23 protein-coding genes are annotated in these 24,362 nt (G+C 38.9%); 7 read left to right on the top strand and 16 right to left on the bottom strand.

The window, feature by feature from the left end; genetic code table 11:
- A partial coding sequence (locus VZD24_RS06910; protein WP_342686967.1) for a T9SS type A sorting domain-containing protein occupies positions 1-1,122 on the top strand: 1,122 nt, incomplete at its 5' end.
- A gap of 97 nt (positions 1,123-1,219) precedes the next feature.
- Here the strand turns inward: VZD24_RS06910 and VZD24_RS06905 are convergent.
- From VZD24_RS06905 to VZD24_RS06885, 5 genes are all read right to left on the bottom strand, one after another.
- Positions 1,220-1,753: a lipid-binding SYLF domain-containing protein gene (locus VZD24_RS06905; RefSeq protein ID WP_342686968.1), complete on the bottom strand. Its 534-nt coding sequence runs from the start codon at positions 1,751-1,753 to the stop codon at positions 1,220-1,222.
- Between the two features lie 135 nt (positions 1,754-1,888).
- Positions 1,889-2,242 (bottom strand): hypothetical protein, encoded by a 354-nt coding sequence (locus tag VZD24_RS06900; RefSeq protein ID WP_279449446.1) that lies wholly within the window; start codon positions 2,240-2,242, stop codon positions 1,889-1,891.
- 74 nt (positions 2,243-2,316) lie between these two features.
- Positions 2,317-3,240 carry a DUF6268 family outer membrane beta-barrel protein gene (locus VZD24_RS06895; protein ID WP_342686969.1) on the bottom strand — a complete coding sequence of 308 codons (924 nt, stop codon included), beginning with the start codon at positions 3,238-3,240 and terminating at the stop codon, positions 2,317-2,319.
- A gap of 62 nt (positions 3,241-3,302) precedes the next feature.
- On the bottom strand, positions 3,303-4,793 hold the full coding sequence (locus VZD24_RS06890) for an aminotransferase class V-fold PLP-dependent enzyme (RefSeq protein WP_342686970.1): 1,491 nt from the start codon (positions 4,791-4,793) through the stop codon (positions 3,303-3,305).
- A gap of 109 nt (positions 4,794-4,902) precedes the next feature.
- A complete protein-coding gene (locus VZD24_RS06885; RefSeq protein ID WP_342686971.1) occupies positions 4,903-6,963 on the bottom strand; it encodes a protein-disulfide reductase DsbD family protein in 2,061 nt (686 codons plus the stop codon).
- A 371-nt stretch (positions 6,964-7,334) separates the two neighbouring features.
- Between VZD24_RS06885 and VZD24_RS06880 the strand changes: the two genes are divergently transcribed.
- The 5 genes from VZD24_RS06880 to VZD24_RS06860 all read left to right on the top strand — a co-directional run bounded on the left by VZD24_RS06880 (position 7,335) and on the right by VZD24_RS06860 (position 13,200).
- Positions 7,335-7,871, top strand: a complete 537-nt coding sequence (locus VZD24_RS06880) for a hypothetical protein (RefSeq protein WP_279449442.1) — start codon at positions 7,335-7,337, stop codon at positions 7,869-7,871.
- A 144-nt stretch (positions 7,872-8,015) separates the two neighbouring features.
- Positions 8,016-11,426, top strand: a complete 3,411-nt coding sequence (gene ileS / locus VZD24_RS06875) for an isoleucine--tRNA ligase (RefSeq protein ID WP_342686972.1) — start codon at positions 8,016-8,018, stop codon at positions 11,424-11,426.
- Positions 11,423-11,806, top strand: coding sequence for a TraR/DksA family transcriptional regulator (locus VZD24_RS06870; protein ID WP_279449440.1), 384 nt, complete (start codon positions 11,423-11,425; stop codon positions 11,804-11,806). Before ileS ends, VZD24_RS06870 begins: the two co-directional genes overlap by 4 nt.
- A gap of 116 nt (positions 11,807-11,922) precedes the next feature.
- Positions 11,923-12,552, top strand: coding sequence for a DUF4097 family beta strand repeat-containing protein (locus VZD24_RS06865; RefSeq protein ID WP_342686973.1), 630 nt, complete (start codon positions 11,923-11,925; stop codon positions 12,550-12,552).
- A gap of 36 nt (positions 12,553-12,588) precedes the next feature.
- A complete protein-coding gene (locus tag VZD24_RS06860; RefSeq protein WP_279449437.1) occupies positions 12,589-13,200 on the top strand; it encodes a lipoprotein signal peptidase in 612 nt (203 codons plus the stop codon).
- A gap of 2 nt (positions 13,201-13,202) precedes the next feature.
- On the opposite strand, the gene VZD24_RS15245 is transcribed toward VZD24_RS06860, so the two are convergent.
- The 11 genes from VZD24_RS15245 to VZD24_RS15305 all read right to left on the bottom strand — a co-directional run bounded on the left by VZD24_RS15245 (position 13,203) and on the right by VZD24_RS15305 (position 22,278).
- A complete protein-coding gene (locus VZD24_RS15245) occupies positions 13,203-13,574 on the bottom strand; it encodes a DUF2752 domain-containing protein (RefSeq protein WP_373693847.1) in 372 nt (123 codons plus the stop codon).
- A gap of 31 nt (positions 13,575-13,605) precedes the next feature.
- Positions 13,606-13,890 carry a CD225/dispanin family protein gene (locus VZD24_RS06855; protein WP_279449436.1) on the bottom strand — a complete coding sequence of 95 codons (285 nt, stop codon included), beginning with the start codon at positions 13,888-13,890 and terminating at the stop codon, positions 13,606-13,608.
- 34 nt (positions 13,891-13,924) lie between these two features.
- Complete coding sequence (locus tag VZD24_RS06850; protein WP_279449435.1) at positions 13,925-14,509, bottom strand: 5-formyltetrahydrofolate cyclo-ligase; 585 nt, start codon at positions 14,507-14,509, stop codon at positions 13,925-13,927.
- Between the two features lie 129 nt (positions 14,510-14,638).
- Positions 14,639-15,640 carry a succinylglutamate desuccinylase/aspartoacylase family protein gene (locus VZD24_RS06845; protein WP_279449434.1) on the bottom strand — a complete coding sequence of 334 codons (1,002 nt, stop codon included), beginning with the start codon at positions 15,638-15,640 and terminating at the stop codon, positions 14,639-14,641.
- Between the two features lie 2 nt (positions 15,641-15,642).
- Positions 15,643-16,515: a 30S ribosomal protein S6--L-glutamate ligase gene (gene rimK, locus VZD24_RS06840; RefSeq protein ID WP_279449433.1), complete on the bottom strand. Its 873-nt coding sequence runs from the start codon at positions 16,513-16,515 to the stop codon at positions 15,643-15,645.
- On the bottom strand, positions 16,512-16,937 hold the full coding sequence (locus tag VZD24_RS06835; RefSeq protein ID WP_279449432.1) for an ATP-dependent zinc protease family protein: 426 nt from the start codon (positions 16,935-16,937) through the stop codon (positions 16,512-16,514). The genes rimK and VZD24_RS06835 overlap by 4 nt, the downstream gene beginning before the upstream one ends.
- Before the next feature lie 103 nt (positions 16,938-17,040).
- Positions 17,041-17,916: an ATP-grasp domain-containing protein gene (locus tag VZD24_RS06830; protein WP_342686974.1), complete on the bottom strand. Its 876-nt coding sequence runs from the start codon at positions 17,914-17,916 to the stop codon at positions 17,041-17,043.
- A gap of 57 nt (positions 17,917-17,973) precedes the next feature.
- On the bottom strand, positions 17,974-20,196 hold the full coding sequence (locus VZD24_RS06825) for a TonB-dependent receptor (RefSeq protein WP_342686975.1): 2,223 nt from the start codon (positions 20,194-20,196) through the stop codon (positions 17,974-17,976).
- A 200-nt stretch (positions 20,197-20,396) separates the two neighbouring features.
- The gene (locus VZD24_RS06820) at positions 20,397-20,810 is read right to left on the bottom strand and encodes a hypothetical protein (protein ID WP_342686976.1); all 414 of its coding nucleotides are present in this window, start codon (positions 20,808-20,810) and stop codon (positions 20,397-20,399) included.
- A 190-nt stretch (positions 20,811-21,000) separates the two neighbouring features.
- Positions 21,001-22,089, bottom strand: a complete 1,089-nt coding sequence (locus VZD24_RS06815; protein WP_342686977.1) for a T9SS type A sorting domain-containing protein — start codon at positions 22,087-22,089, stop codon at positions 21,001-21,003.
- Positions 22,090-22,101: 12 nt separating this feature from the next.
- Complete coding sequence (locus VZD24_RS15305) at positions 22,102-22,278, bottom strand: T9SS type A sorting domain-containing protein (protein ID WP_507237235.1); 177 nt, start codon at positions 22,276-22,278, stop codon at positions 22,102-22,104.
- Between the two features lie 281 nt (positions 22,279-22,559).
- Here VZD24_RS15305 and uvrC point away from each other — a divergent pair, with 281 nt between their 5' ends.
- On the top strand, positions 22,560-24,353 hold the full coding sequence (uvrC, locus tag VZD24_RS06810) for an excinuclease ABC subunit UvrC (protein ID WP_342686978.1): 1,794 nt from the start codon (positions 22,560-22,562) through the stop codon (positions 24,351-24,353).
- Positions 24,354-24,362 lie beyond the last annotated feature (9 nt).

The raw sequence follows: 24,362 nt of genomic DNA, 5'->3' as shown, positions 1-24,362 counted from the left end.
GTTGATACTTTTGACTGTTCTGATGTTGGCGACAACAACGTTATTTTAACAGTAACCGATGTAAACGGAAATACTTCAACTTGTACTGCCATTGTAACTGTTGAAGATGTAACTGCACCAATGGTAGTATGTCAAGATATTACAGTTGTACTCGATGCAACAGGAACTGTAACCATTGCAGGAATAGATGTTGACGGCGGAAGCACCGATGCTTGTGGCATTGCGAGCTACGACCTCGACATAGATACTTTTGATTGTTCAAATGTTGGTGACAATATTGTAACATTAACGGTAACCGATGTAAACGGAAACACGTCAACTTGTACCGCTACGGTAACTGTGGAAGACAATACAAGCCCGGTATTAGTGTGTCAGGACTTTACCCTAGAACTGGGCGCGGATGGTACTGCCGTTCTTGACCCAAGTGATGTGATAGCTTCTAATGACGATGCCTGCGGAATCTTTGCCTCGGCGGTAGATATTACAAACTTTAGCTGTGCAGATATAGGAGCGCCAATTACGGTTCAAGTATTTACAATGGATGTAAACGGCAACCTTGCAACTTGTACAGCAGAGGTTACGGTTGTAGACTTACTAGCGCCGGTTATTACCTGCCCTGCAGATCAAACAGTTGATCCGGGACCTGGAAATATTTTCTATATCCTTCCAGATTACTTTGCAACGGGTGAAGCTACAGCAATTGACAACTGTACAGATCCAGTTACAATTACAACACAATCTCCTGCAGCAGGAACGCCGCTTTCTGATGGTACGTACACCATTACATTTACCGCAGAGGATGCATATGGAAATGTTTCAACTTGTGATTTTGAACTTATCGTAGAAAGTGTCTTAGGGGTTGGCGATAATAGCTACGACCTTGGAAGCATTACGATGTATCCGGTACCGGCCAAGAATATTCTGAACATCGGCAATCCGAAGTTATTGGAATTGGAGAAACTGGAAATTTACGATCTAAGAGGTAGATTGGTACAAAGTGCAGACCTTCGTGCAATGGGCAATGTAAAAACAATAAACGTTGACCAGCTTGCCGCTGCTTCCTACTATGTAAAAATAAGAGGTACAGAGGGCGAGATAACCAAACGCCTTTTAAAAGAGTAGTTTTATAATTGAATATTGAAATGAAATCGCCCGAGAATTTTCTCGGGCGATTTTTTTTAATCTTAGCAAATGATAAAAAATTTCAATCTCAGATTAATTAATCAAATTCTTCAAAATCGAATCGTTGACCTCCAACCGATACTTCGGCCATTAATCCTTCCTTTTGTAAGGTAAAAACTGCAACGCCATCGTTATACGAAATATCTAATGAAGGCGAAGCGTGATCTACAGCAATAGCCGAAACATTTGATCCAAACTGAAAATCGTCGTCCATAAATTTCTGAACAGCTTTGTCCGTTTTAAAGAATATTACTTCGCTATAGGCTTTTCCACCTATCTGTGCGCCAATATCCAGTTGTTTCATATTTGCCATTCCTACGAGTACCCCTCGTTCGTAAACGGCACCATTTCCTGAAGCGGCACCAATAATTATGGCTCCTTTTCCTACATTCGGAAATATTGCATATGCCTTGGCATCATCAAAATAGTCTTGCATTTTTGGATTAGCTTCAATAAATGCGGCTTTAGATTGTTCGGCATCCCGAATAATTTTTTTGTCCTCTGCATTCTGCGCGAAGATGTAAGCACCTATAAATAGCATTACTATCGTAAAAAGATTTTTCGTTTTCATATTTCTGTTTTTTTTTTTGAAATATAAAATTACGACCAATTTAAAACCCCTCTGGTTAAAGAAGTGTTAGATTATATTTAAGGTTGTGCCAAATAAGGTGGATGAAAAATATAAGTGTAGAAAAATTTTCAATACTTATTTAAGATCTTTTTTCACTAAAAGATAAAAATTGTTGTCTAATGGAAGATATCCTTGATCGTATAAATAGTAGTACGTAGAACCAGATTTGGTTGTATAAATTCCGGTGAAATATTCAAAACTAAAACCCATTCGCAGTAGCCTATCTTTGGTAGTTTTCGTTTTATCTTCGGTATTTAATGTTTCTAGAATTCGGTAATTTTTCCTTAGGCGATTGTTAATATTGCGCACTAAATTCTTTCTGTCTTTATTTAACGAATTGTTATGCGCATTACGACAGGCGTCACTGCAATACTTTTTGTCTGCGCGCCCAACAATTTTATCGCCACATTCGGGACAGCTCCTTTCCATATTTTAAAGATAGGGTTTTTGGAGGCAAATATCAAAACACACAATTTAAAATCTTGCGGACGGTTTCTTCGAATTTAATCGAAACTTTGCTCTTGAACTTCAATTTTTCCTTTAATATGAAACCTGTAAATAGCTTCAAATTTCAAAAAAACACCGCCACTAAGCGAAGGATTTAACTGGGTGCGATCGTCGCCAAAACTAAAGGCCGAAATGCCCAAATCCATCTTTTCGCCTTCGGCATACATTTCGTAATTATTACTGGAATAGCCAAGTTTTGCACGCAATAGCACACTTTCTTCCTTTACATTGAATTGCAAATAACTCGCAAATTCCAAAGAACTGAGGTCTGCGTATAGGGTGGGTGCATTTTCATAATGTACATTATAGCTTCGCCCAATTCCGAAGTAATCCATTCCAATAGTAGTGGCTCCTAATTTGTAACTTACATCTGCCGAAATGGGAAGGCTCATATCCATTTCAAACCGTTTATTTGCGCTTAGGTAGTACCATCCAAAAATAGGGGTGGTGAAAAGCCCGAACGCTTCCTGGGTTGCATATAAACCGAAACGATATTTTAACTTATCATTTCGCTTTAATTTCAATACTGCAAAACCACCAAAATAGAAGTCGGCTTCAGAAATGTTTTTGTAATCGGAGGCAATTTTGGGAAGCAAAACAATGGTAGTACTCCATTTTTCTGACCAGGTAGATGCCAGTCCCAATTTTAAATTGGCACTATAAAGACTAGTAAATTCAGTTTCTGGAAAAAGTTGCAGATTATTTCGACTGAAATCTGCACCAGTAACCAATGCGTGGTTTTCATTAAGAACGATGGGTAGCGTTACGCCTACTTCAAAAGATTTTACATATGTACTGCTGCCCGTATCTTCAAACTTATTATTGAATGTTTGACCGTACCCTAGTCGGAAAATATCTACATATTCCTGTGCGGAAACAAAGCATGGCAAAAGGATTGTAAATAGTAATAGTTTTTTCAAATTGGTAAATTGAACTAATTACGAATATATATTTATCGTTTTAAAGATAAAATAAAAATTCGCTAGAACGTAAACCAATGCTCCATTTTATTATCGGGAACTTCCTGCTTATGAAAAAACTCATTGCTTTGGGCATTGTATTTATAATCCTTGCTCCAATCTGAAAAATTGGCTGCCAATTGGGCAATGGCATCGCAAACAAAATGGGCTTCGGCATTGGTACTCGTAGGATTGAAAGACATGCGTATCCATCCCGGCTTATGTGTAAGATTGCCGCCATCTATCTCGCAAGTAATTGTATTTGAAGTTTCCTGATCTACGTGAAGTAGGTAATGACCGTACGTGCCGGCGCATGAGCAACCCCCGCGGGTCTGAATGCCAAAACGGTCGTTGAGCAATTTTACGCCTAAATTGAAATGTAAATCTTCAATATAAAAACTAATTACCGCCAATCTGTTTTGAGTATGGGGTGCCAGAATTTTTAGATTGGGAATACTTTCTAGCTTTTCAAAGATAATTTCTAAAAGTTCGTGTTCGCGTTTTAAAATATTTTCAATCCCCATTTTGTCTTTCAATTTAATAGAAAGAGCTGTGCGAATAGTTTGAAGAAATCCAGGTGTACCGCCGTCTTCTCGGGTTTCAATATCGTCAATATATTTGTGATTTCCCCAAGGATTGGTCCACGAAACCGTACCTCCTCCCGGATTATCGGGAATGGTGTTTTTATAAAGATTATTATTAAAAATTAACACGCCGCTGGATCCTGGACCACCTAAAAATTTATGGGGCGAAAAGAAAATTGCGTCCAAATGCGCTCCTTCCTCCTCGGGATGCATATTAATGGAAACGTAGGGTGCCGAGCAAGCAAAATCTACAAAACAGAGACCGTCGTTCTTATGCATTAGTTTTGCAATTTCGTGATAGGGTGTTTGAATTCCCGTAACGTTAGAGCAGCTTGTTACCGCAGCTATTTTTATGGGCCGTTCCTTATATTTTTCAACTGTTCTGGCAAAAGCTTCCATACAGACCAATACATTGTCGTTTGGCGGCACTACCACAACATCGGCAATGGTTTCGAGCCAAGAGGTTTGGTTACTGTGATGCTCCATATGCGTTACAAAAACCACGGGTCTAATTTCATCCGGAATGTTAGTGTACTTCTTTATGTTTTCGGGAATTTTGAGGCCTAAAATTCTTTGAAATTTATTTATAGCACCTGTCATTCCGCTATCGCAAGTAATGAGCACGTCCTGATCGTTGGCATTTACATGCTTTTTAATGATTTTTCGTGCTTCGTGATAGGCCTTTGTCATTGCGGTGCCCGTTACCGAAGTTTCGGTGTGGGTATTGGCTACAAAGGGCCCAAAATCCTTGAGCATTTTCTCTTCAATTGGACCGTATAAACGGCCACTTGCGGTCCAATCTGTGTAAATAATTTTCTTTCTTCCAAAGGGAGATTCAAATTCTTGATTAATGCCCACAATATTATTTCGAAAAGGCTCAAAATACTTTTCAAGGGACGATGTTTTTATGTTTTCTTCGGAAGTAATCATTATTAATATTTAAAAAAATTGCCTAATAAATTGAAATCTAGTTTTTAACTTTATTTAAATTCCATAACAAATTAATGAAAATAGCTTAAATAGAGGTGTTTAGCTATTTTTAATTTTGAAAGGCGGCGGTACCTTTTTGAAGCCAGCTGTAATATTCGTCAATATCGGGGGTGTAACCTACCGGATCTATTAAATTTTCTTCGTTATGATCCATCAAAACATAGAACGGTTGGGCATTTGCTTTGTATCGCTTAATTTGAAATTCGCTCCATTTTTGCCCTATATATTTTAACTTCTTTCCAGATATTTCAGAAACAAAAACTTCGTCTTCGGGTAGAGGTCTTTTATCATCCACATAGAGCGAAATTAGCACGATGTCCTGATTTAGCAATTTCAATATTTTTGGTTCGCTCCAAACGCGTTCCTCCATTTTTCGACAATTAACACACGCATGACCTGTAAAATCTACAAGTACTGGTTTACCTACTTTTTTGGCATAGGCCAAACCGGTTTCGTAATCGTGGAATGCCAGAATATCATGGGGTCCAAGATGGGCACCTTCCGGAAATTCAGCCGTACTAGTACTACCACCACTACTCATTTTAGTAAAACCAACCCCATAAGGAGATTCGCTATACTGCATCGGGGGTGGGAAACCGCTTATTAATTTTAAAGGTGCTCCCCACAAGCCTGGAATTAAATATATGGTAAACGCAGCTACAACCAAACCTAAACTCAATCTACCCACAGATAAATGATCTATAGGCGAATCGTGCGGAAGTTTGAATTTTCCGAATAAATACAGTGTTAAAGCTCCAAAAACTGCAATCCAAATGGCTAAGAAAACTTCTCTTTCCAACCAGTGCAGTTGAAGAACTAAATCTGCATTGGAAAGAAATTTGAATGCCAAAGCAAGTTCTAAAAATCCTAAGAATACCTTTACGGTATTAAGCCATCCACCAGATTTTGGAAGCGAATTCATCCATCCCGGAAAGGCTGCGAATAGCGCAAATGGCATTGCTAAAGCCAGTGAGAATCCAAACATTCCAACAAATGGTGCGATGCCTCCTTTTGAAGCCGCTTCAACCAAAAGCGTTCCTATAATAGGTCCCGTACATGAAAACGAAACAATGGCCAATGCCAAGGCCATAAAAAAGATTCCAATCATTCCGCCACGTCCCGCTTGCTTATCTACTTTATTCGCCCACGAATTGGGTAACATTATTTCAAATGCTCCTAAAAAGGAAAGCGCAAAAATTACAAGCAATAAAAAGAAGAAAAAGTTAAACCAAACATTGGTAGATAACGCATTGAGCGCATCGGCACCAAAAAACCAAGTTACTATTGCACCCAGAAATACGTAAATTACAATTATTGCAATACCGTAAATAATAGCATTTTTAATACCCGCGGCTCGCGACTTGCTTTGCTTTGTGAAAAAGCTTACAGTCATAGGTATCATCGGGAAAACACAGGGAGTTAGCAATGCTGTAAACCCGAATAGAAACGCCACGACAAAAATGGTCCACAGCCCTCTATTTTCCTGTTTTTTTGTTTGCTTAATTGCTGCTTTCGAAGTTTCGGAAGTAGTTTGAACACTATCTTTAACCACTTCTGTATTTTGAGCAGTTAAGGTGTCTTCAATATTTTCAGTGGTAGTATCGGTAAGTTCTGAATTATCTGTTGATTCAGGAACAACGTTCGTTTCAGAATTTTTGGCTGGCGCGGGAATTTTAAAAACTAAATCTACATAGTTTGGTGGCAAACAACGTGTATCGTCACATACCATAAACTCTACTTCGCCTTTTATGGTAGTGCCTTCATTGCCGGTTAGAGCTATTCGCTTGGTAAATGTGGCCGTGTGCGAAAAGAAAGTAATAACCATATCAAAAACCGGATCGTGTTCGGTAACGCCTTTTTCTTCCTTTACTTCACCTACAGATTTGTATGCATTATTTTCTTCAAAAGTAAAAACCGTTGGCAAAGGGCCATCCTCGGGCACTACTTGCGAATATAAATGCCAATTGTCTTCAATTGTGGCTTTTGCAATTAAATCGTATTCCGTTTCTGATATTTTCTTGATGCTTGTTGTCCAAGATACAGGATCTAGAATCTGCGATTGTACAGAACCGAACGAAACAAGCAGCAGTAAAAAGAAAATTTTTTTCATTAGTAAACTGTTTTGTAATGGCAAAATGAATTTCATAATTGAAGATGAGAATGAAGTAATCAAAAATATGATGCAATTTTAAGGATAAACCCTTAAAAAAATAAATACAAATATAAAGATACCTTTAGATTATGCAGGTGAATTGATTTAGAAAAGAAGGTTTTTGAAAATAAATATCGCTTTATTTGGAAATATTTATCACATAAACCTCTCTAAAGAACAAAAAACTCTAAAATTGTCAAAAATTAAACACTGAAAAATCGAAATAAAGTTTTAGGAAGATTTACGGATTCTTCGGCATAATAATTACAATTAGAGGGCGTTAGTTGATAAAATGGTGTTATATTCGCCGAAAAATTAAAAAAATCGAAATGATGAAAATATCAAAATTATTTATCCTTTGTATCTTAGCAGTGGCAACCATTAGCTGTAGTAGTGATGACGACAATAATCCGCCTCCATACACGCTTTCCACAACAAATTTTGTGGATACCTACAAATTAAAATTTTTGGAAATTAGAGAAGTTGAAACAATTACTTTTAGCAACGGAACAACTTCCACATCTTCGGCGGTAACTGTGGGCAGTGTTTTTCAAAATGTAAACTTTGTTTTCAACTCAAATAACACCTATACCGCAAATGGGTTGTTTAATACGGTAACCACAGTAACTAATCCTGACGGGAGTACAACGGTTGGCGATACGGTTATTGTGAGCTTAGATGAAACCGGTACCTACACTTTAAATGTTGGCAATAGCACCTTAACTGTGACTGATAGTGATGGGGAAGTAACAGCATTAGAAATTAGTGACTATACCGAAACCAGTATGACACTCTATGCAGAAGAAACAACAGTTTCTAACAACAGTACTATTGTAACTTCCGTTGAATACAGATTTTCTAGATAGAACTTACATTATAATCACTAGAAAACGCCGCTTTTTTAAGTGGCGTTTTTTATTATTTAATTTTCCAAAATCACTACCACTCGAGAAATCAATTAATTCTTTAAAAAACCTTACTTTTGCACACTTTATTGCAATATCCATACTATGAGTACAAAGTTTAAAGAGTATAAAGGGCTAAACCTCCCGAAACTGGCGGAAGAAATACTAGATTTCTGGAAAGAAGAACATATTTTCGAGAAAAGTATTTCCATTCGTGAAGAGGCCGAACCATTTGTGTTTTTTGAAGGACCGCCATCGGCCAATGGATTGCCGGGAATACATCACGTTATGGCGCGTGCTATTAAAGATATTTTTTGCCGCTATAAAACCCAAAAGGGATTTAAAGTAGATAGAAAGGCAGGCTGGGATACCCACGGCTTACCAATAGAATTGGGCGTAGAAAAAGAACTCGGTATTACCAAGGAAGATATTGGCAAAAAAATATCTGTTGAAGAATACAACGCGGCATGCAAAAAAGCAGTTATGCGTTATACCGATGTTTGGAACAATCTTACAGAACGCGCTGGGTATTGGGTAGATATGGAAGACCCGTACGTAACGTACCAACCCAAATATATGGAAACCGTTTGGTGGTTACTAAAAGAAATTTACAATAAAAACTTAATTTATAAGGGCTATACAATCCAGCCCTATTCGCCAAAAGCTGGAACAGGTTTAAGTTCGCACGAACTTAACCAGCCAGGAACGTATCAAGATATTACCGATACTACTGTTGTTGCGCAATTTAAAGCAATAACCAATACACTGCCAGATTTCTTGGCCGAAGAATCTAACAACATTTGGTTCCTCGCTTGGACCACGACACCATGGACACTTCCGAGCAATACAGCACTTACCGTTGGCGCCAAAATAGATTATGTATTGGTAAAAACGTTCAACCAATACACCTTTCAGCCAATACATGTTGTGTTGGCTAAAAGTTTAGTTGCTAGCCAATTCGCAAATAAGTTTGAAGAAAAGCCAAATGAAGAATCCCTCGAAGCTTTTAAACAGGGCGATAAAATGATTCCGTATTTTATTGCGAAGGAATTTAAAGGCACAGATTTACTGGGAATTCGCTACGAGCAATTATTAGATTATGCCAAGCCGCACAACAATCCCGAAAATGCTTTTAGAATAATTGCAGGCGATTTTGTTACCACAGAAGATGGTACCGGAATCGTGCACACGGCACCAACCTTTGGAGCGGACGATGCTAAAGTGGCAAAGGAAGCAACGCCCGAAGTGCCGCCAATGCTCGTTAAAGACGAAAACGGTAACTTAGTGCCACTTGTAGATTTACAAGGAAAGTTCCGTCCCGAAATGAAGGAGCTCGCCGGAAAGTACGTAAAAAACGAATACTACGACGATTCCGAAATACCCGAAAAATCTGTAGATGTTGAGCTAGCCATTAAATTGAAGACTGAAAACAAAGCTTTTAAAGTTGAAAAATATCTTCACAGCTATCCAAATTGCTGGCGTACCGATAAACCAATTCTATATTATCCATTAGATTCCTGGTTTATAAAGGTTACCGAATTTCGCGATAGAATGTTCGAATTAAACAAGGAAATAAACTGGAAACCAAAAGCAACTGGCGAAGGCCGTTTCGGCAACTGGCTTGCAAATGCCAACGACTGGAATCTTTCACGTTCGCGATATTGGGGAATTCCATTGCCAATTTGGAGAACCGAGGACGGAAAGGAAGAAATCATCATCGGTTCGGTAGAAGAATTGAAAATTGAAATGAATAAAGCTGTTAAAGCTGGATTGATGGAGAAGGATATTTTTGAAGGCTTTAAAGCGGGCGATTTATCAGACGAAAACTATAAAGAGGTAGATCTTCACAAAAATATCGTAGATGGAATAACCTTAGTTTCGCCATCTGGAAAACCAATGAAGCGCGAAGCCGATTTAATAGACGTGTGGTTCGATAGTGGCAGTATGCCGTACGCACAATGGCATTATCCGTTCGAAAACAAAGAGAAAGTTGAAAATACTTGGAGAAAGGCCGATTTTATTGCAGAAGGAGTAGACCAAACACGCGGTTGGTTCTATACCCTGCACGCCATTGCAACCATGATTTTTGACGACGTAGCTTATAAAAATGTTGTATCAAACGGACTTGTTTTAGACAAAAACGGTCAGAAGATGAGTAAACGCCTGGGCAACGCTGTAGATCCATTTGAAACTTTAGATGTTTTTGGCCCAGATGCTACACGCTGGTATATGATTAGTAACGCCAATCCTTGGGATAATTTAAAATTTGATCAAGACGGAATTTCAGAAGTTCGGAATAAGTTTTTCGGAACGCTATACAATACTTATAGTTTTTTTAGTTTATATGCCAATCTCGATAATTTTAACTATATTGAACCCGATCTTCCGCTGGCAAAGCGACCGGAAATTGACCGTTGGATACTTTCAGAATTACACTCCCTTATCCAAAAAGTAGACGAATATTACGCAGATTATGAGCCTACCAAAGCTACGCGAGTTATTTCAGAATTTGTACAGGAAAATTTAAGTAATTGGTTCGTGCGCTTAAGCAGAAGGAGATACTGGAAAAGTACCAATAATGAAGATAAAATTTCGGCTTACCAAACGTTATATACGTGTTTGGAAACCGTAGCTAAATTAGGTGCTCCGGTAGCTCCGTTCTTTATGGATAGACTTTATAAAGATTTAACGGGCGGAACATCAAAAGAAGGCGTGAAGTCGGTACATTTAACCGATTTCCCAAAAGTATATGCCGCATTTATTGACAAAAAATTGGAGCATAAAATGCAGAAAGCACAAACCATATCGTCGTTGGTGCTTTCGTTACGACAGAAAGAAAAAATAAAAGTGCGTCAACCGCTTCAAAAAATAATGATTCCCGTTTTGGAAGATACCGAAAAGGAGGAAATATTAGCGGTTTCAGATTTAATAAAAAGTGAAGTAAATGTAAAAGAAATAGAACTGATAGACGAAGGTTCCGGAATGCTGGTAAAGCAGATAAAACCAGATTTTAAAGCCCTCGGCCCACGATTTGGAAAAGAGATGAAAGCCGTGGCAGCAGCAATTTCGGCTTTTGATCAGCAACAAATTGCTATTTTAGAGAAAGACGGTGAAATATCAGTTTTTATTAATGAAAAAAGTACTAAATTGGCACTCGAAGATGTAATAATTAGTTCGCAGGATATTGAGGGCTGGTTGGTTGCAAATGCCAATGGAGTTACCGTTGCACTGGATGTAACTATAACGCCAGAATTAAAAAATGAAGGGATTGCCCGCGAACTTGTAAACAGAATACAAAACCTGCGAAAAGACAGCGGTTTTGAAGTAACAAACCGTATTGAGGTAACACTTGAAAATAACGAAGAATTACAGGTGGCGGTAAACCAAAACCTAAAATATATACAAGAAGAAACATTAACTGAGGTTTTGCAATTTCAACCAAAAATTGAACAAGGAACCGAAATTGCATTTGACGATATTGAAACGCAAATAAGCATTAAAAAACACGAATCATGACAGAAACAGAAAAGACCAGATATTCAGATGCCGAGCTGGAAGAATTTAGAGTACTTTTAAACGATAAAATAAAAAAGGCAACAGAACAATTAGAGTTAATCCAAAGTTCATATAAAAACGACAGTAACAACGGTACAGACGATACTTCGCCTACCTTTAAAGCCTTTGACGAAGGCAGTGAGGTAATGAGCAAAGAAGCAAATTCGCAACTTGCCATTCGACAAGAAAAGTTTATCCGTGACCTTAAAAACGCGTTGGTGCGTATTGAAAACAAAACCTACGGGGTTTGTCGCGTAACCGGTAAATTAATAAACAAGGAGCGTTTAAAACTTGTGCCGCACGCTACACTGAGCATAGAGGCTAAGAATTTGCAAAAATAGGATCATCCTAGCCCCTGCCCAATGCTAAGGGATTTTATTCGTAAAAATTATAGCCTTGAAAATTTTCAGGGCTTTTTTTATTGAATAAATTCTTGACGATCTTTATTATTAAATTTGTGAAACTAGCACTCTTTATACTCGCTGTAAGCTGTTTCGGAATAAATGCTTCGGTCGGTCAAAAAATAATCGAAAAGCAATTTTTTACCGAGGATATTACTACGCTCTCTATTGAAGATAATGCCATCTTTAAAATAACAGTTTATACTTCCGAAGAAAAGGAAATTAAATTTTCAGCACACATTTCTGGTGAACACTCCGAAAATGTGATAATTGAAGAAAATTTTTCTGAAGGTAAACTTTCATTAAAAACCGGATTTGCGCCATTTTTCGTTTTAAACAACGACAAATTGGCCGCCCATAAACTAATGGCCATAGAGGTGAAATTAATTGTTCCCGAAACTCTTTCGTTAGAAATTAAATCGAAACTTGCCTCCGTAGCAATAGATGGCACCATTAAAAATCTTGCAGTATCGCTACAAAGAGGCAATTGTTTTGCAACAAATTTTAGCGGAAATGCCCACCTTAAAACCACCGATGGCACTATAACCGTATATGCTGCAGATGCTGTTGGCGGAAAAGCCATTTCTACCCGTGGAAAGATTGAGAACAACTTGCCGCCCAATGGAAAGTTTTTCATTGAAGCCGAAAGTATTAATGGCAATATTAGGATGCTTCAAACCAAATAATATTGCTACTTTTGCCCGCGTTATCCATTTGCATATATGAGCCTAAAAAAATCTATTTTTATTATTATTCTGGTCTTATTGATAGATCAAATTTCTAAGTTTTATATAAAAACACATTTTGCTTTAGGCGACGAAGTTCGCGTGTTTGATTGGTTTCGTATTCTATTTGTTGAAAATGAAGGTATGGCTTGGGGTGCAAAAATTCCTGGCGAATACGGCAAGCTATTTTTAACACTTTTTAGAATTGTTGCTATTGGCGGTATAGGCTATTGGCTGTGGGACTCCGTACGAAAAAATATGCCAAGCATTCTCATCTTTTGCGTAGCGCTTATATTTGCAGGAGCTTTGGGCAATATTATCGATTCAGTCTTTTACGGAATTATTTTTAACGACAGTCACCACCAAGTAGCTACGTTATTTCCTGAAGCAGGAGGTTACGGCACGCTTTTTCACGGAAAGGTGGTAGATATGCTCTACTTTCCGCTTTATGGGGGCGTCTTGCCAGAGTGGATTCCTTTTTGGGGTGGAGAATATTTCACTTTTTTTGATCCCGTATTTAATGTGGCCGATTCGTCTATAAGCGTAGGTGTAATTTTGCTGCTTATCTTCAATAAAAAAGCATTTCCAAAGAAAGAAGTTTCGGAGTAGTATTAACCGGTGGGCGCAAGCAAATTAAAAGGATAAATGGGTATGTTTCGCAAAACCCAATAAATAACTGCCAAAGCGAAATATCCAAAAATAAAAACCTTACTGTAAAAAAGTAAAAATCTGTAACTGGTACCAAAAATCCAATTAACAATGGTAATTCCTAAGCCATAAACTAGGATAGGTATTGTTAAAACCATTAATGGGTTAAATCGAAATGCTCCAAAAATATCGCCCCGAAATAATAGGTGAATAGCCCGCTGTGAACCACAACCCGGACAGTGAAACCCCGTTAAATAGTGAAACGGGCACGGAATAAAAAATCCATTTTCCGAAGGATCATACGTGTAATAAACTATAAAAAAGACACCTGCCAATACTAGAATTAGGCCTATTTTAAAATACTTATTAGAATCCGGCAAAATTTCCTCCTATACCTATTATAACAACAAATATTACATAAAGTACCACAAGAATTAGTGAAGATGCCGCTCCCCAAATTGCCCACTTTTTTGCGTCGTCTGCTGCTCTATATGCACCATCGTAATCGCCTTGAGCCCATCGTTCATTAACTTTTGAAGCGGAAATAATCGATACAATTCCCAGCGGTAAGCAGCAAAATACGGTACATAAAATTGCCCAGATCAAGTTGTTGTCCGGTGGAGTTTGCATAGGTTGGTTGGTTGTTTCCATCTGCTTTAATTTTTAAGTTAAAATATTAGAATTTTTATAAAGATAGGTGGCAATTTTCAAAATTCACAATTTTTTCTGAAGTGATACAAAAATTTAAAGGAATATCTGTGGTTTCAAAAGGTATTTTCGGCTCCGGTTTAAAAAATGAAAGACCAACTAATATTGTGTTTTTATTGCACTTAGCCAAAAACCTATCGTAAAATCCTTTGCCATAACCCACGCGGTTTCCGCTGGTATCGTACGCCAATAAAGGTACAAATACAACTTCAATTATTTCAGGCATAATTTCAATGCCCGAAACTGGTTCTGGGATACCGTATTTTGAAGTTTTTAAAACCGTATTTTCCTGAAGTAAAAAATGTTTCATTTCACCCGAATCAAAATTTGCTTTGGAAATTACTATACTTTTGTCTTTCCCTTGTAAAATGTGAAGTAAATATTCCGTATTAACCTCTTTTTTTTCTAAAATGGGAAGAAATATATGATAATAGGTTTTATTCCAAATAGGAAGTTTTAATGCCTGATTGGCTATCTGAAGGCTCATGGCCTCAATGGATTCTTCGGAAAGCTCTTCCCGGAGTTTTTTATATTTCAAACGAAGCGAAGTTTTATCTGCCATAATATTTTAAAATTCCAACTTCCAAATTTTGTCATCCAGAACACAGTCTAAGGGCCAAATCCCAAATCCCAAATCCCAAATTCCAAAATCATCAATCGTTAATCCTCAATCGTCAATCAAAAAATCCTTTTAGTCTTCCATTTCTTCATCATCCGTATTATCGGAATTTTGAGTGGAAATATGAAAAATAGCATCGCCTTGGTTTACAATGGGCGATTGGTTTACATTTATAATATAACCTTCATTGGGCGAGGTAACTTTAAAGCGCATTTTTCCGTACGGATCGGTAATAGTTGCCAAAAACTCACCTTTTTCTACGTGCTTGTTGCAATCTATTTTAACGTGTAGCAATCCACTGCGGTAGGCACGAATCCATTTGCTTTTTTCAATAATTACCGTTTTGGCATTTGGTTCTGGCGCTACGTGCCGTTTGCCCAACATGTCTAAATGTGCTAGCACTCGCAATATACCGTCAACACCTTCTTTTGCAATGTGTTTATTGCTTTCGCGACTTTTTCCTCCTTCAAATAGTAATACGGGAATCCCCATTTTTTGACAGGTATTGCGATATGATTTTTCAATAGTATTAGAAAACACTGTAAATGGAGCATTAAAAACTTTTGCAAGTTCCAACAATTTGTCGTTCCCCGGTTTTATGCGAATTTGTGCAGCATTAAAACGGCTGGCGCCGCCTGTATGAAAATCGAGGCAATAATCTGCGTGCGGTAACACTTTTTTGGTGAAATGATATGCAACCCTACTGGCTAGCGAACCTGTTTTTGTACCCGGAAAAACCCGATTTAAGTCGCGCCCATCGGGAAACGAACGGTCGCCGTTTAAAAATCCAAATACATTAAGAATAGGAATACAGATAATAGTACCCCGTTTAGGTTTGTTTAATTTTCGGGCAATGAGCTGGCGTACAATTTCCACCCCGTTTATTTCATCTCCGTGAATGGCAGCAGTAATTAAAACCGTAGGCCCTGGGATTTTTGAGCGTTCTATAATTATTGGTATTTCAACTTTTGTGGAAGTGTAAAGTTTCGCAATGCTGAAATCAATTGTCTTACTTTCGCCCAGAGCTACGTGCTCATTTAAAATTACAATATCGCGTTCTTCCTTTTTGGCCATTTTTAAACGTTTCGTTCAATGTATTTAATAATGGAGTTTGCAATGTCTTTGCCAGTTGCTTGTTCAATTCCTTCCAAACCTGGAGAAGAATTTACCTCCAAAATAAGCGGTCCTCGTGCAGACTGAAGCATATCTACCCCCGCAATCCCAAGCCCCATGGCTTTGGCGGCTTTCAGCGCGGCAGTTTCTTCCTCGTCGGTAAGTTTAATGACCGAAGCCGTTCCACCGCGGTGCAGATTACTGCGAAATTCGCCTTCTTTTCCTTGTCGCTTCATTGCGCCAACAACCTGTCCGTCCACAATAAAGGCACGAATGTCTGCACCCCCAGCTTCTTTTATAAATTCTTGCACGATTACCCGTGCCTGTAAATTATTAAAAGCTTCAATTACAGATTCGGCTGCTTTTCTGGTTTCAACCAAAATAACGCCGATGCCCTGTGTGCCTTCCAATAATTTTATGATTACTGGAGCTCCCCCGGCTTGATCTACAATTTCCTTTACGTTTTTAGAGTAGTTTGTAAAAACGGTTTTAGGCAATCCCAATCCTGCACGCGAAAGTATTTGTAAGCTTCGCAGTTTATCGCGTGAGCGCACTAAGGCTTGCGATTCGGTGGTGGTAAACACACGCATCATCTCAAATTGCCGCACCACTGCAGTGCCATAAAATGTAACCGATGCGCCAATACGTGGAATAATAGCATCGGTGTGGTCCAGTTTATGGCCTTTGTAAATAATTACCGGATTTTTCTTTTCGATAACAATATCACATTTTGCGTGGTTAATAATCTCTACTTCGTGCTTTCGGGCCTTTGCCGCTTCCACGAGCCGTTGGGTGGAGTAAAGATTTGCATTAGCCGATAATATTCTAATTTTCATTTTTTGTTTTTTAGTTTGAAGGAGAGGTTAGTTTTATTGATATCTACAAAGAATTTTCTGCTAAGAAAATTTCGTCCCAAAAGTACGGGAAAACGCATCTCTTCGCGATCGCTCAGTGTTAAATATATTGGGTGCGTTTTGCCAAAAAGAACAATTTCCGTTTTAATTCTATATCGCGCCTCAGATTGCCCGTTACTGCTCTTTACAACTTTTACATCGTACTCGTCAAAAACAATTTCTTTTTCGTGATAACTGGGATGTGCTTCATCTAAAAAATTACATTTTAGATAGTTATCTTCCACTTTCATATTTTTGCAATGTATGGAAGAAGTGTAGGCGCCCGTGTCCACTTTCACTTCAATGTTATACAAGTTGAATTGTGGAAAATCTGCCTTATCTATCCTGCCGATGTCTCTTTTCAATGTTTAAGGAATTTTGTTATTGCAAGGTATGAAATCGAAATTGAAATCGAAATTGAAATCGAAACCCAAAAAATAAAAACTGTTCAATGGTACTGTAAACTGTCTACTTTTTAAAATTTCGCTCAATATATCCAATTACGCTTTTTGAAACGTTTTTGCCCGACGTATTTTCAATGCCTTCCAGACCCGGCGTGCTGTTGATTTCCAAAACCAAAGGACCTTTTTTGGATTGCAGGATATCCACGCCGCAAAAAACCAAATTCAATGCTTTTGCAGCTTTTATCGCTATTTTTTCTTCTGCGGAAGAGAGCGAAATCATTTCCGAAGAACCGCCGCGGTGCAGATTGCTTCTAAAATCGCCAACTTTGCATTTGCGTTTCATCGCCGCAACCACAACGCCGTCCACCACAATAGCACGAACATCGGCGCCATTTGCTTCTTCAATATATTCCTGCAGTATAAATTTAACGCCAGCAGCATTTAGGGTTTCAATTGTTGCCAAGGCATTTTGGGGACTTTCAGTTAAAATCACCCCTTCGCCGTGTGTGCCTTCCAAAAGTTTGATGATAATTGGTTTGCCGTTGAATGTTTTTAATTGTTCCTCAAATTCAAAAAACGAAGCATAAACCGTTCGTGGCACGGGAATTTGATGTTTAGCCAAAATTTGAAAGCATGTCCATTTGTCACGGCTATTAATTATTCCTTCGGAAGAAACCACGCTAAAAACGCCCATTGCCTCAAAATGGCGGACTACATTGGTGCCAAAATAAGTATTTGAAGCACCAATTCTGGGAATTACCGCGTGCAGGTCGTCCACCAATTCATTTTGAAAATAGAGGACGGCTTTTCCGTTTTCTACGGCGAGGTTGCAATAGGAAGGATCCAAAACCTCCATGGTGTGATTGCGCGCTTCACCAGCTTTTAAAAGACTTTGGGTGGAATAAAGCGCTTCCCCGCGCGATAAAATGGCAATGTTCATAGTTGGTTATTGTGGGTGCAATTTAACCAAAAAGAACATTGCCCATAAAATCATCAGTTAAAAATTAACGGTTATCTTTCCTCTTAGAAAAAACGGCGTTCCGGGCGTAAAATGTATTTCTTCCACAGCTTCCGGTTCGTCAAACAATCGGCTTTCGGTTGCAAATTGGGTTTCGTTCCATTCGGTATCGAAGAGATTTTCAATTGCAATTCCAAAAACAAAGTTTCTAAAAGTATAATTTATATTTAAATCCGTCACAAAATAACCTTCGGCAACAATGCTGTTGTCTTCGTTTGCAGCTCTGTCTTTTAGATATCGATAGGTAAGTCCGCCAGAAAAATTTGCGAGATTTTCAACTGCAATTCCACCGGTTGAGGTAAAATCCGGCGCCAACGGAATGTAGTCTGCACCATTGGGTTCCTCTGTGCTTCGCGCGTAGGTGTAATTTGCATCGCCGTAAAAATACAGCCAGTCCAGTGCTTCGTAACGCAGGCCAAAATCAACGCCCAATCGACGGGTTTTTCCGCTGGGCTCCACAATTCCGGCGTCGCCCACGTACACAAATTCCTGTTCCAAAAAGAGCGCCCAAAAGGCTGTGTTAAATATTAGATTGTCCGTCAGTTTGTAAATTCCGCCCAAATCTGCGCCGTAAGCTGCGGGCAAAATATCCTCGCCGCCATTGGCAACAACCACGCGTGTATCATTTGAATGGAACCCGATTCCGGTTTTCAAAAACAATTGGAAATCGCGGTTGGGGCTGTAAATGAAATTCAACTTCGGGCTGGCGAAAACCTTGCTTTCACTTCGATTATCGTAGGTTGGCGAAAGTTTGTTTTCGTAATCAAATTTGAAATAATCCAATCGTACGGCGGGGTTTATTTTGAAATCGCCCAAACCAAATTCCGTGTTCAAAAACGCAAAACTGTTTATTTGGTCCACATTTCCGAAGGCAATCCGATCCAAAATTTCATAACGGTTTTTGGTGTGCGAAAGCTCCACGTCGTTCACATCGTCGTAACGAACGCCGATCCCTGCGGTGTACTTAAAATCGAGCGTTTCAGAATTTATTTTATCTGAAAACTCTGTTTGAAAACCCAAAATATTTCGGTCTTCGCGCTGCGCAATTTGGTCGCCGTTTATCGGGTCTTCCAAAAAGAAAGTGAAGTTTGAAAACAGTTCAAAATCATAATGCGAATAATACGCACGGGTTTCCAACTTTTTGTTTTCCGAAAGCAATTTGGAATGGTTTATCAGCAAATTGGTGCGGCTGGTGTTTCCGCCTTCGGTATCGTCAATGGCGCCAAAACGCCCGATGGAACCATCATCAATGGCGCGCTGCGGAATCTGCCCCGAAGCATCCCACTTGCTTTGGAAATGCGAAGCGGTAAGTTGCAGTTTTTGGTTGTCGGGCAATTTCAGATTGTACTTCGCCATCATATTAAAGCGGTTGAAATTCTGCGGTGAATCAAACGGACCGTTAAACGTGTTGAGTGAAGCCGCAACATAGGCATTGCTATTCTTCGTATCCATAAGGTTAAAAAGCCCCACGGTCCTAAAAGCATCAAACTGCCCGTATTCCACAGAAATAGAGCTTTTGTCTAGCTTGTCCAAGGTTTTGAATGCTACGTAACCTGCAGTGGCAAAATCGCCGTATTTCGCGTTATATGGGCCTTTTCCGAAGGAAATTTTCTCGATGGTTTCCGGGATTAAAAAGTGCAAATCGCTGTACCCTTGCCCGTGTGCGTGCGAAACCATATTTACGGGCATTCCATCTACGGAAAGATTGATGTCGGTTCCGTGGTCTATATCAAAACCGCGCAAAAATATTTGTTCCGCTTTTCCACCGCCGGCGTGCTGGCCAATGATTAGTCCGGGAACTTTCCGCAATATTTCCTGCGACGATTTTACGGGCGTGGTCTTTAAATCTACCGCCACTATTTGGCTGAGTGTGTTTACTTCGGGTGTAATTGTAACCTGTTCTAAAGAAACTGCGGCTTCGTTTAAAGTAATGTTTATAGGTTCCGAAAAACTTTTGGCAGCTACGGTGTATTCAAAAGTATTGAAGCCTAAAATTGAAAAACTTATTTGGTCGTTTTCGGCTACATTTTCAAGTGAAAATTTTCCAGAGGCGTCGGTGTGGGTATGATTGCCCGAGGTGCGGTCAAAAACCGCTACATTTTCTAAAGGTGAATTATTGGGGTCTGTTACTTTTCCTTTTAGCGATTGCGATTGCGCAATACCAAAGCATAGCATCAGCCCCAGTAAGAGTATTTTTTTCATGGGTGATTGGTTTAAAAAATTTAAATAATTGGGTTACCGAACAAAAAATGTCTCGGTTAAAATATGCTTGCGGAATAAATTTCTATTTGAATATACGTAACGTGTTTTATCAGTCTGAGCTTGTTAAAGACATCTCTGGACGTGCACATCGACAGGCTCAGCGTGACACGGAAAATTCAATTAAATTTATATTGCAAAACTTATGAAAAGAATGTTTCGGGAGGCGGGCTGGGGATGGTTTTTACGCTTGTCGGAATATGAAAAGTGTAAGTAAAAATGTTGCTGATATTTGTTTTAAATTTGAAATTGACGGGGGGATAGTCCTGTGCAAAATGCTTATCAAAAGTATAATTGAAAAACACGCCATCGTGATCGCTGGTCTCTTCCGAAGAGAATATTTTGGAGAAAAATGTAATCAGTTTATGTTCGTGCGTGTGTTCGTGGCCCAACAAATGGTCTTCTTGGTGGTGCGAATAATCTGTATGCGCCAGCACGTGAGAAAATGTGTGCATTCCTTCCACTAGCTGTTTCTGCATCGGGTTGAGCAAATACAAAGCTGCAAGGAAAAGCACGACATGCTTTTTAAAGGAAATATGAAAATTGCTTTTGGGCATTTTTTTCGGGTTGGTTGTAAATAGATACGCAAGATTCGGAAGTTTGGATTTTTAAAAAGCTTGATTTAACCGTTTCTTAACTATTTTTGATAATGTATTCGGTGTGGATGAAAACCGAACTCCATAACACTCTAAAACCAAAAAAGGAAGCCACAACAGCTCCCTTTTTTAGTTTTATATATTCTAAACCTTACTGCACCACCAACTTTTTGGTAGTAATATCATTCCCCGCTTTTAAGGTTACAAAATAGACTCCCGCAGTATAGCCTGAAACATCCAGTGCCATCACCTCATTATTTTCCAGATATTCCTTTTCCTGCAACACCTGCCCTAAGTTGTTGGCCACGGTAACGACCAGCCCCTCAAAACCTTGGTTGGGGAGGTTTATTGCTACGGTACTTGTTGCCGGATTGGGGTACATGGTAAAATCTTGGAGTGTTGCCTCTGCCACGCCCAACGCATCGCACTCTGCTTGGTTGTTTACAAAGGTGATGTACGGATCAACCAACCAATCGTCCAGATAACTGGCGCTGGCGTCGTCCACAAGGATACAATCGAGTTCGCCTGTAGTTTCAGTAACAACAAAACTCACTATATCTTCATTATTGCCATTTCTAGCATCCAATGATAAAATTGGGTTAGAACTAGCTCCCAAACTGCGGAGTGCTATATTTGTGGTCAAATCCAATTCGGCAATATCATTGTAACTCACCGAAAGAGAAGTAAGCGCCAGATTTTGTGAGGTGTTCAAAAATCCTGTGATCTCATTATGATCAGCGAAAACCAATTCCAACACTGTATTATTAGTCAAATTCAAGCTAGTTAAGTAATTGAAAAAGCAGTATAATTGTACTAGACCAGGGTTATGAGAAACATCCAGCTCGGTCAAGTTGTTTTCTGGACAGTTAATAATCTCCAAGGTTGAGGTAGGGGGGAGTATTAATTCGGTAACGCTACTGGATTCGCAATTTAGCCCCCATAGGTTCATATTCTGCGAGACATCCAAAACCGGAATGATGTTATAGGCGCAATTTAAGAGTTCCAATGCTGCAAAATCCTCAATCCCAGTAAGATCATGGATGCCTCGCGAATTTACCAATAAGGTGTCTACATTTTCAATGTTTGCCGTCAATACCAAACCGTTATTTGGAATGCCGTCACCCATGCCATTTTGCTCGAGATGGTTTTCAAAGTTTGAATCCGGTATAGCAGTGTATTGTGCAAAACAAATAAATGAGCTCAAAAGAGTTATAAAAACCAACAATTTTTTCAAAATCATAATACTGGTTTTTTAATGTTCTACAATCAATTGTTTGATAGTCAATTGGCCATTCTCATAAAAATGAAGAAAGTACAGCCCCTCATCAAGAGTTGAAGTATCAAGGGTCTTGAGTACATTGGTGCTCTCACCCGATAGCACGAGCACGCCAATTTCGCAATGGATCTGTGCGTGGGCCTTATCGCTCATCACAAAGATCAAAGAAGCTAGAAGTAAGAAGTAAGAAGTAAGAAGTAAATTTTCTCATGATTTGGGCCATTTAAAATTTATAATGGTTAAATATACGTTAAAATTTTAAAAAAACAATTTCATCAAATGGAAGAAAAATCCCAATAGAGTTTCGCTGTCTTTTCATTAAATACTGTGTCTTCGTGTATCCAAAAAGTCTTGAAAATAGTAAGATTGTCATTTAACATTTTACCCTTCAATTTCATTGCGCATAAAACCTACAATCCACTATCTTTGAACCTATGGCTAATGCTTCGGTAACACTTCAAATTGCAACCCTTCCAGATTCGCCCGGTGTTTATCAATACTACGATAAGGATGGGAAATTGTTGTATGTGGGCAAGGCCAAAAACCTAAAAAAAAGGGTTTCATCGTATTTCACAAAAAACTTCGACAACAACCGTACGCGGCTTTTGGTGAAGAAAATCGAGACCATAAAGCACATTGTAGTTAAAACCGAGACCGATGCGCTTTTGCTTGAAAACAACCTTATAAAAAACTATCAGCCACGCTACAACGTGATGCTGAAAGACGATAAAAGTTATCCGTGGATTTGCATTAAAAACGAACGGTTTCCGCGGGTTTTTCCAACGCGACGGATGATAAAGGACGGCAGCGAATATTACGGGCCGTACACGAGTATGAAAACCGTACACACGCTACTGGATTTGATAAAAGGCCTGTACCCGTTGCGCACCTGCAACTACGATCTTTCCGAAGAAAAAATTAGGGCAGAAAAATATAAAGTGTGTTTGGAATATCACTTGGGAAATTGCGCCGGGCCTTGCGAAGGGTTTTATTCCGAAAAGGAATACCATGAAAATATTGAGGCCATCCGCAATATTGTGAAAGGAAATTTTAAGGATTCGCTACATAAATTTAAAAGCCAGATGAAAGCCTTGGCAGCCGATTTAAAGTTTGAACAGGCGCAGCGTGTAAAGGAAAAGGTTGATATTTTAGAGAACTATCAATCAAAATCCACAGTTGTAAACCCTAAGATCAACAATGTGGATGTTTTCTCGATAATTTCTGACGAAAGCTATGCGTACGTGAATTTTCTGCAACTCTCGCACGGTGCCATTATTCGTTCGCATACGCTGGAAATAAAGAAAAAACTGGATGAGACCGATGAAGAGTTGCTGCAACTAGCCATTGTGGAAATTCGGCAACGATTCAATTCGCTTTCAAAAGAAATTTATGTCCCGTTTGAAGTGGAATTGGGCGAGGATATAAAAGTACACGTGCCGAAACTGGGCGATAAAAAAGCAATTCTTGAACTTTCTGAAAGGAACGCTAAGTATTTCCGAATGGAAAAATTCAAACAGGCAAAAATCGTGGATCCGGATCGCCATGAAAAGCGTATTATGGCTCAGATGAAAAAAGATTTAAGGTTGACCGAAGAACCACGACATATAGAATGTTTTGACAACAGTAATATTCAAGGCACAAACCCTGTGGCCGCCTGTGTGGTTTTCAAAAACGGAAAACCGAGCAAGAAGGATTATCGTAAATTCAATATAAAAACGGTGGAAGGGCCCGATGACTTTGCGTCGATGGAAGAAGTGGTTTACCGCCGTTACAAAAGATTATTGAAAGAGGAGCAACCCTTACCGCAACTAATCATCATAGATGGAGGAAAGGGGCAGCTTTCATCATCGTTAAAAAGTTTGGATAAGTTGGGATTACGCGGAAAAATAGCTATTATAGGAATTGCAAAACGTTTGGAAGAATTGTTTTATCCCGATGACCCCATTCCGCTATATTTAGATAAGAAAAGTGAAACTTTAAAAATAATACAGCAATTACGAAACGAGGCGCACCGTTTTGGAATAACTTTTCACAGAAGTAAGCGTAGCAAACAGGCGTTGAATACAGAGTTAGAAACCATTGCCGGCATTGGTGAAAAGACGGTAGTTGAGTTGTTAAAACATTTTAAAAGCACAAAACGAATTGCAGCAGCCAATTTTGAAGAACTCTCAAAAGTTGTGGGAGCCAGCCGAGCGAAGAAATTAGTTGAACATTTCAGCAATAAATAATAATAAAAA

Origin of the sequence: Aequorivita flava (assembly GCF_038742595.1) — a bacterium.
In the GTDB taxonomy this organism is placed as follows: Bacteria; Bacteroidota; Bacteroidia; order Flavobacteriales; family Flavobacteriaceae; genus Aequorivita; species Aequorivita marisscotiae.
The sequence above is the reverse complement of the archived record's forward strand: the minus strand, read 5'-3'. Positions and strand labels throughout refer to the sequence as shown.

Bases quoted from the DNA above. Each gene is read 5' to 3' on its own strand.
- VZD24_RS06905 (WP_342686968.1), bottom strand. From the start codon at position 1,753: ATGAAAACGAAAAATCTTTTTACGATAGTAATGCTATTTATAGGTGCT.
- VZD24_RS06900 (WP_279449446.1), bottom strand. From the start codon at position 2,242: ATGGAAAGGAGCTGTCCCGAATGTGGCGATAAAATTGTTGGGCGCGCA.
- VZD24_RS06890 (WP_342686970.1), bottom strand. From the start codon at position 4,793: ATGATTACTTCCGAAGAAAACATAAAAACATCGTCCCTTGAAAAGTAT.
- VZD24_RS06885 (WP_342686971.1), bottom strand. From the start codon at position 6,963: ATGAAAAAAATTTTCTTTTTACTGCTGCTTGTTTCGTTCGGTTCTGTA.
- VZD24_RS06880 (WP_279449442.1), top strand. From the start codon at position 7,335: ATGATGAAAATATCAAAATTATTTATCCTTTGTATCTTAGCAGTGGCA.
- ileS (WP_342686972.1), top strand. From the start codon at position 8,016: ATGAGTACAAAGTTTAAAGAGTATAAAGGGCTAAACCTCCCGAAACTG.
- VZD24_RS06870 (WP_279449440.1), top strand. From the start codon at position 11,423: ATGACAGAAACAGAAAAGACCAGATATTCAGATGCCGAGCTGGAAGAA.
- VZD24_RS06860 (WP_279449437.1), top strand. From the start codon at position 12,589: ATGAGCCTAAAAAAATCTATTTTTATTATTATTCTGGTCTTATTGATA.
- VZD24_RS06855 (WP_279449436.1), bottom strand. From the start codon at position 13,890: ATGGAAACAACCAACCAACCTATGCAAACTCCACCGGACAACAACTTG.
- VZD24_RS06850 (WP_279449435.1), bottom strand. From the start codon at position 14,509: ATGGCAGATAAAACTTCGCTTCGTTTGAAATATAAAAAACTCCGGGAA.
- VZD24_RS06845 (WP_279449434.1), bottom strand. From the start codon at position 15,640: ATGGCCAAAAAGGAAGAACGCGATATTGTAATTTTAAATGAGCACGTA.
- rimK (WP_279449433.1), bottom strand. From the start codon at position 16,515: ATGAAAATTAGAATATTATCGGCTAATGCAAATCTTTACTCCACCCAA.
- VZD24_RS06830 (WP_342686974.1), bottom strand. From the start codon at position 17,916: ATGAACATTGCCATTTTATCGCGCGGGGAAGCGCTTTATTCCACCCAA.
- VZD24_RS06825 (WP_342686975.1), bottom strand. From the start codon at position 20,196: ATGAAAAAAATACTCTTACTGGGGCTGATGCTATGCTTTGGTATTGCG.
- VZD24_RS06820 (WP_342686976.1), bottom strand. From the start codon at position 20,810: ATGCCCAAAAGCAATTTTCATATTTCCTTTAAAAAGCATGTCGTGCTT.
- VZD24_RS06815 (WP_342686977.1), bottom strand. From the start codon at position 22,089: ATGATTTTGAAAAAATTGTTGGTTTTTATAACTCTTTTGAGCTCATTT.
- VZD24_RS15305 (WP_507237235.1), bottom strand. From the start codon at position 22,278: ATGAGCGATAAGGCCCACGCACAGATCCATTGCGAAATTGGCGTGCTC.
- uvrC (WP_342686978.1), top strand. From the start codon at position 22,560: ATGGCTAATGCTTCGGTAACACTTCAAATTGCAACCCTTCCAGATTCG.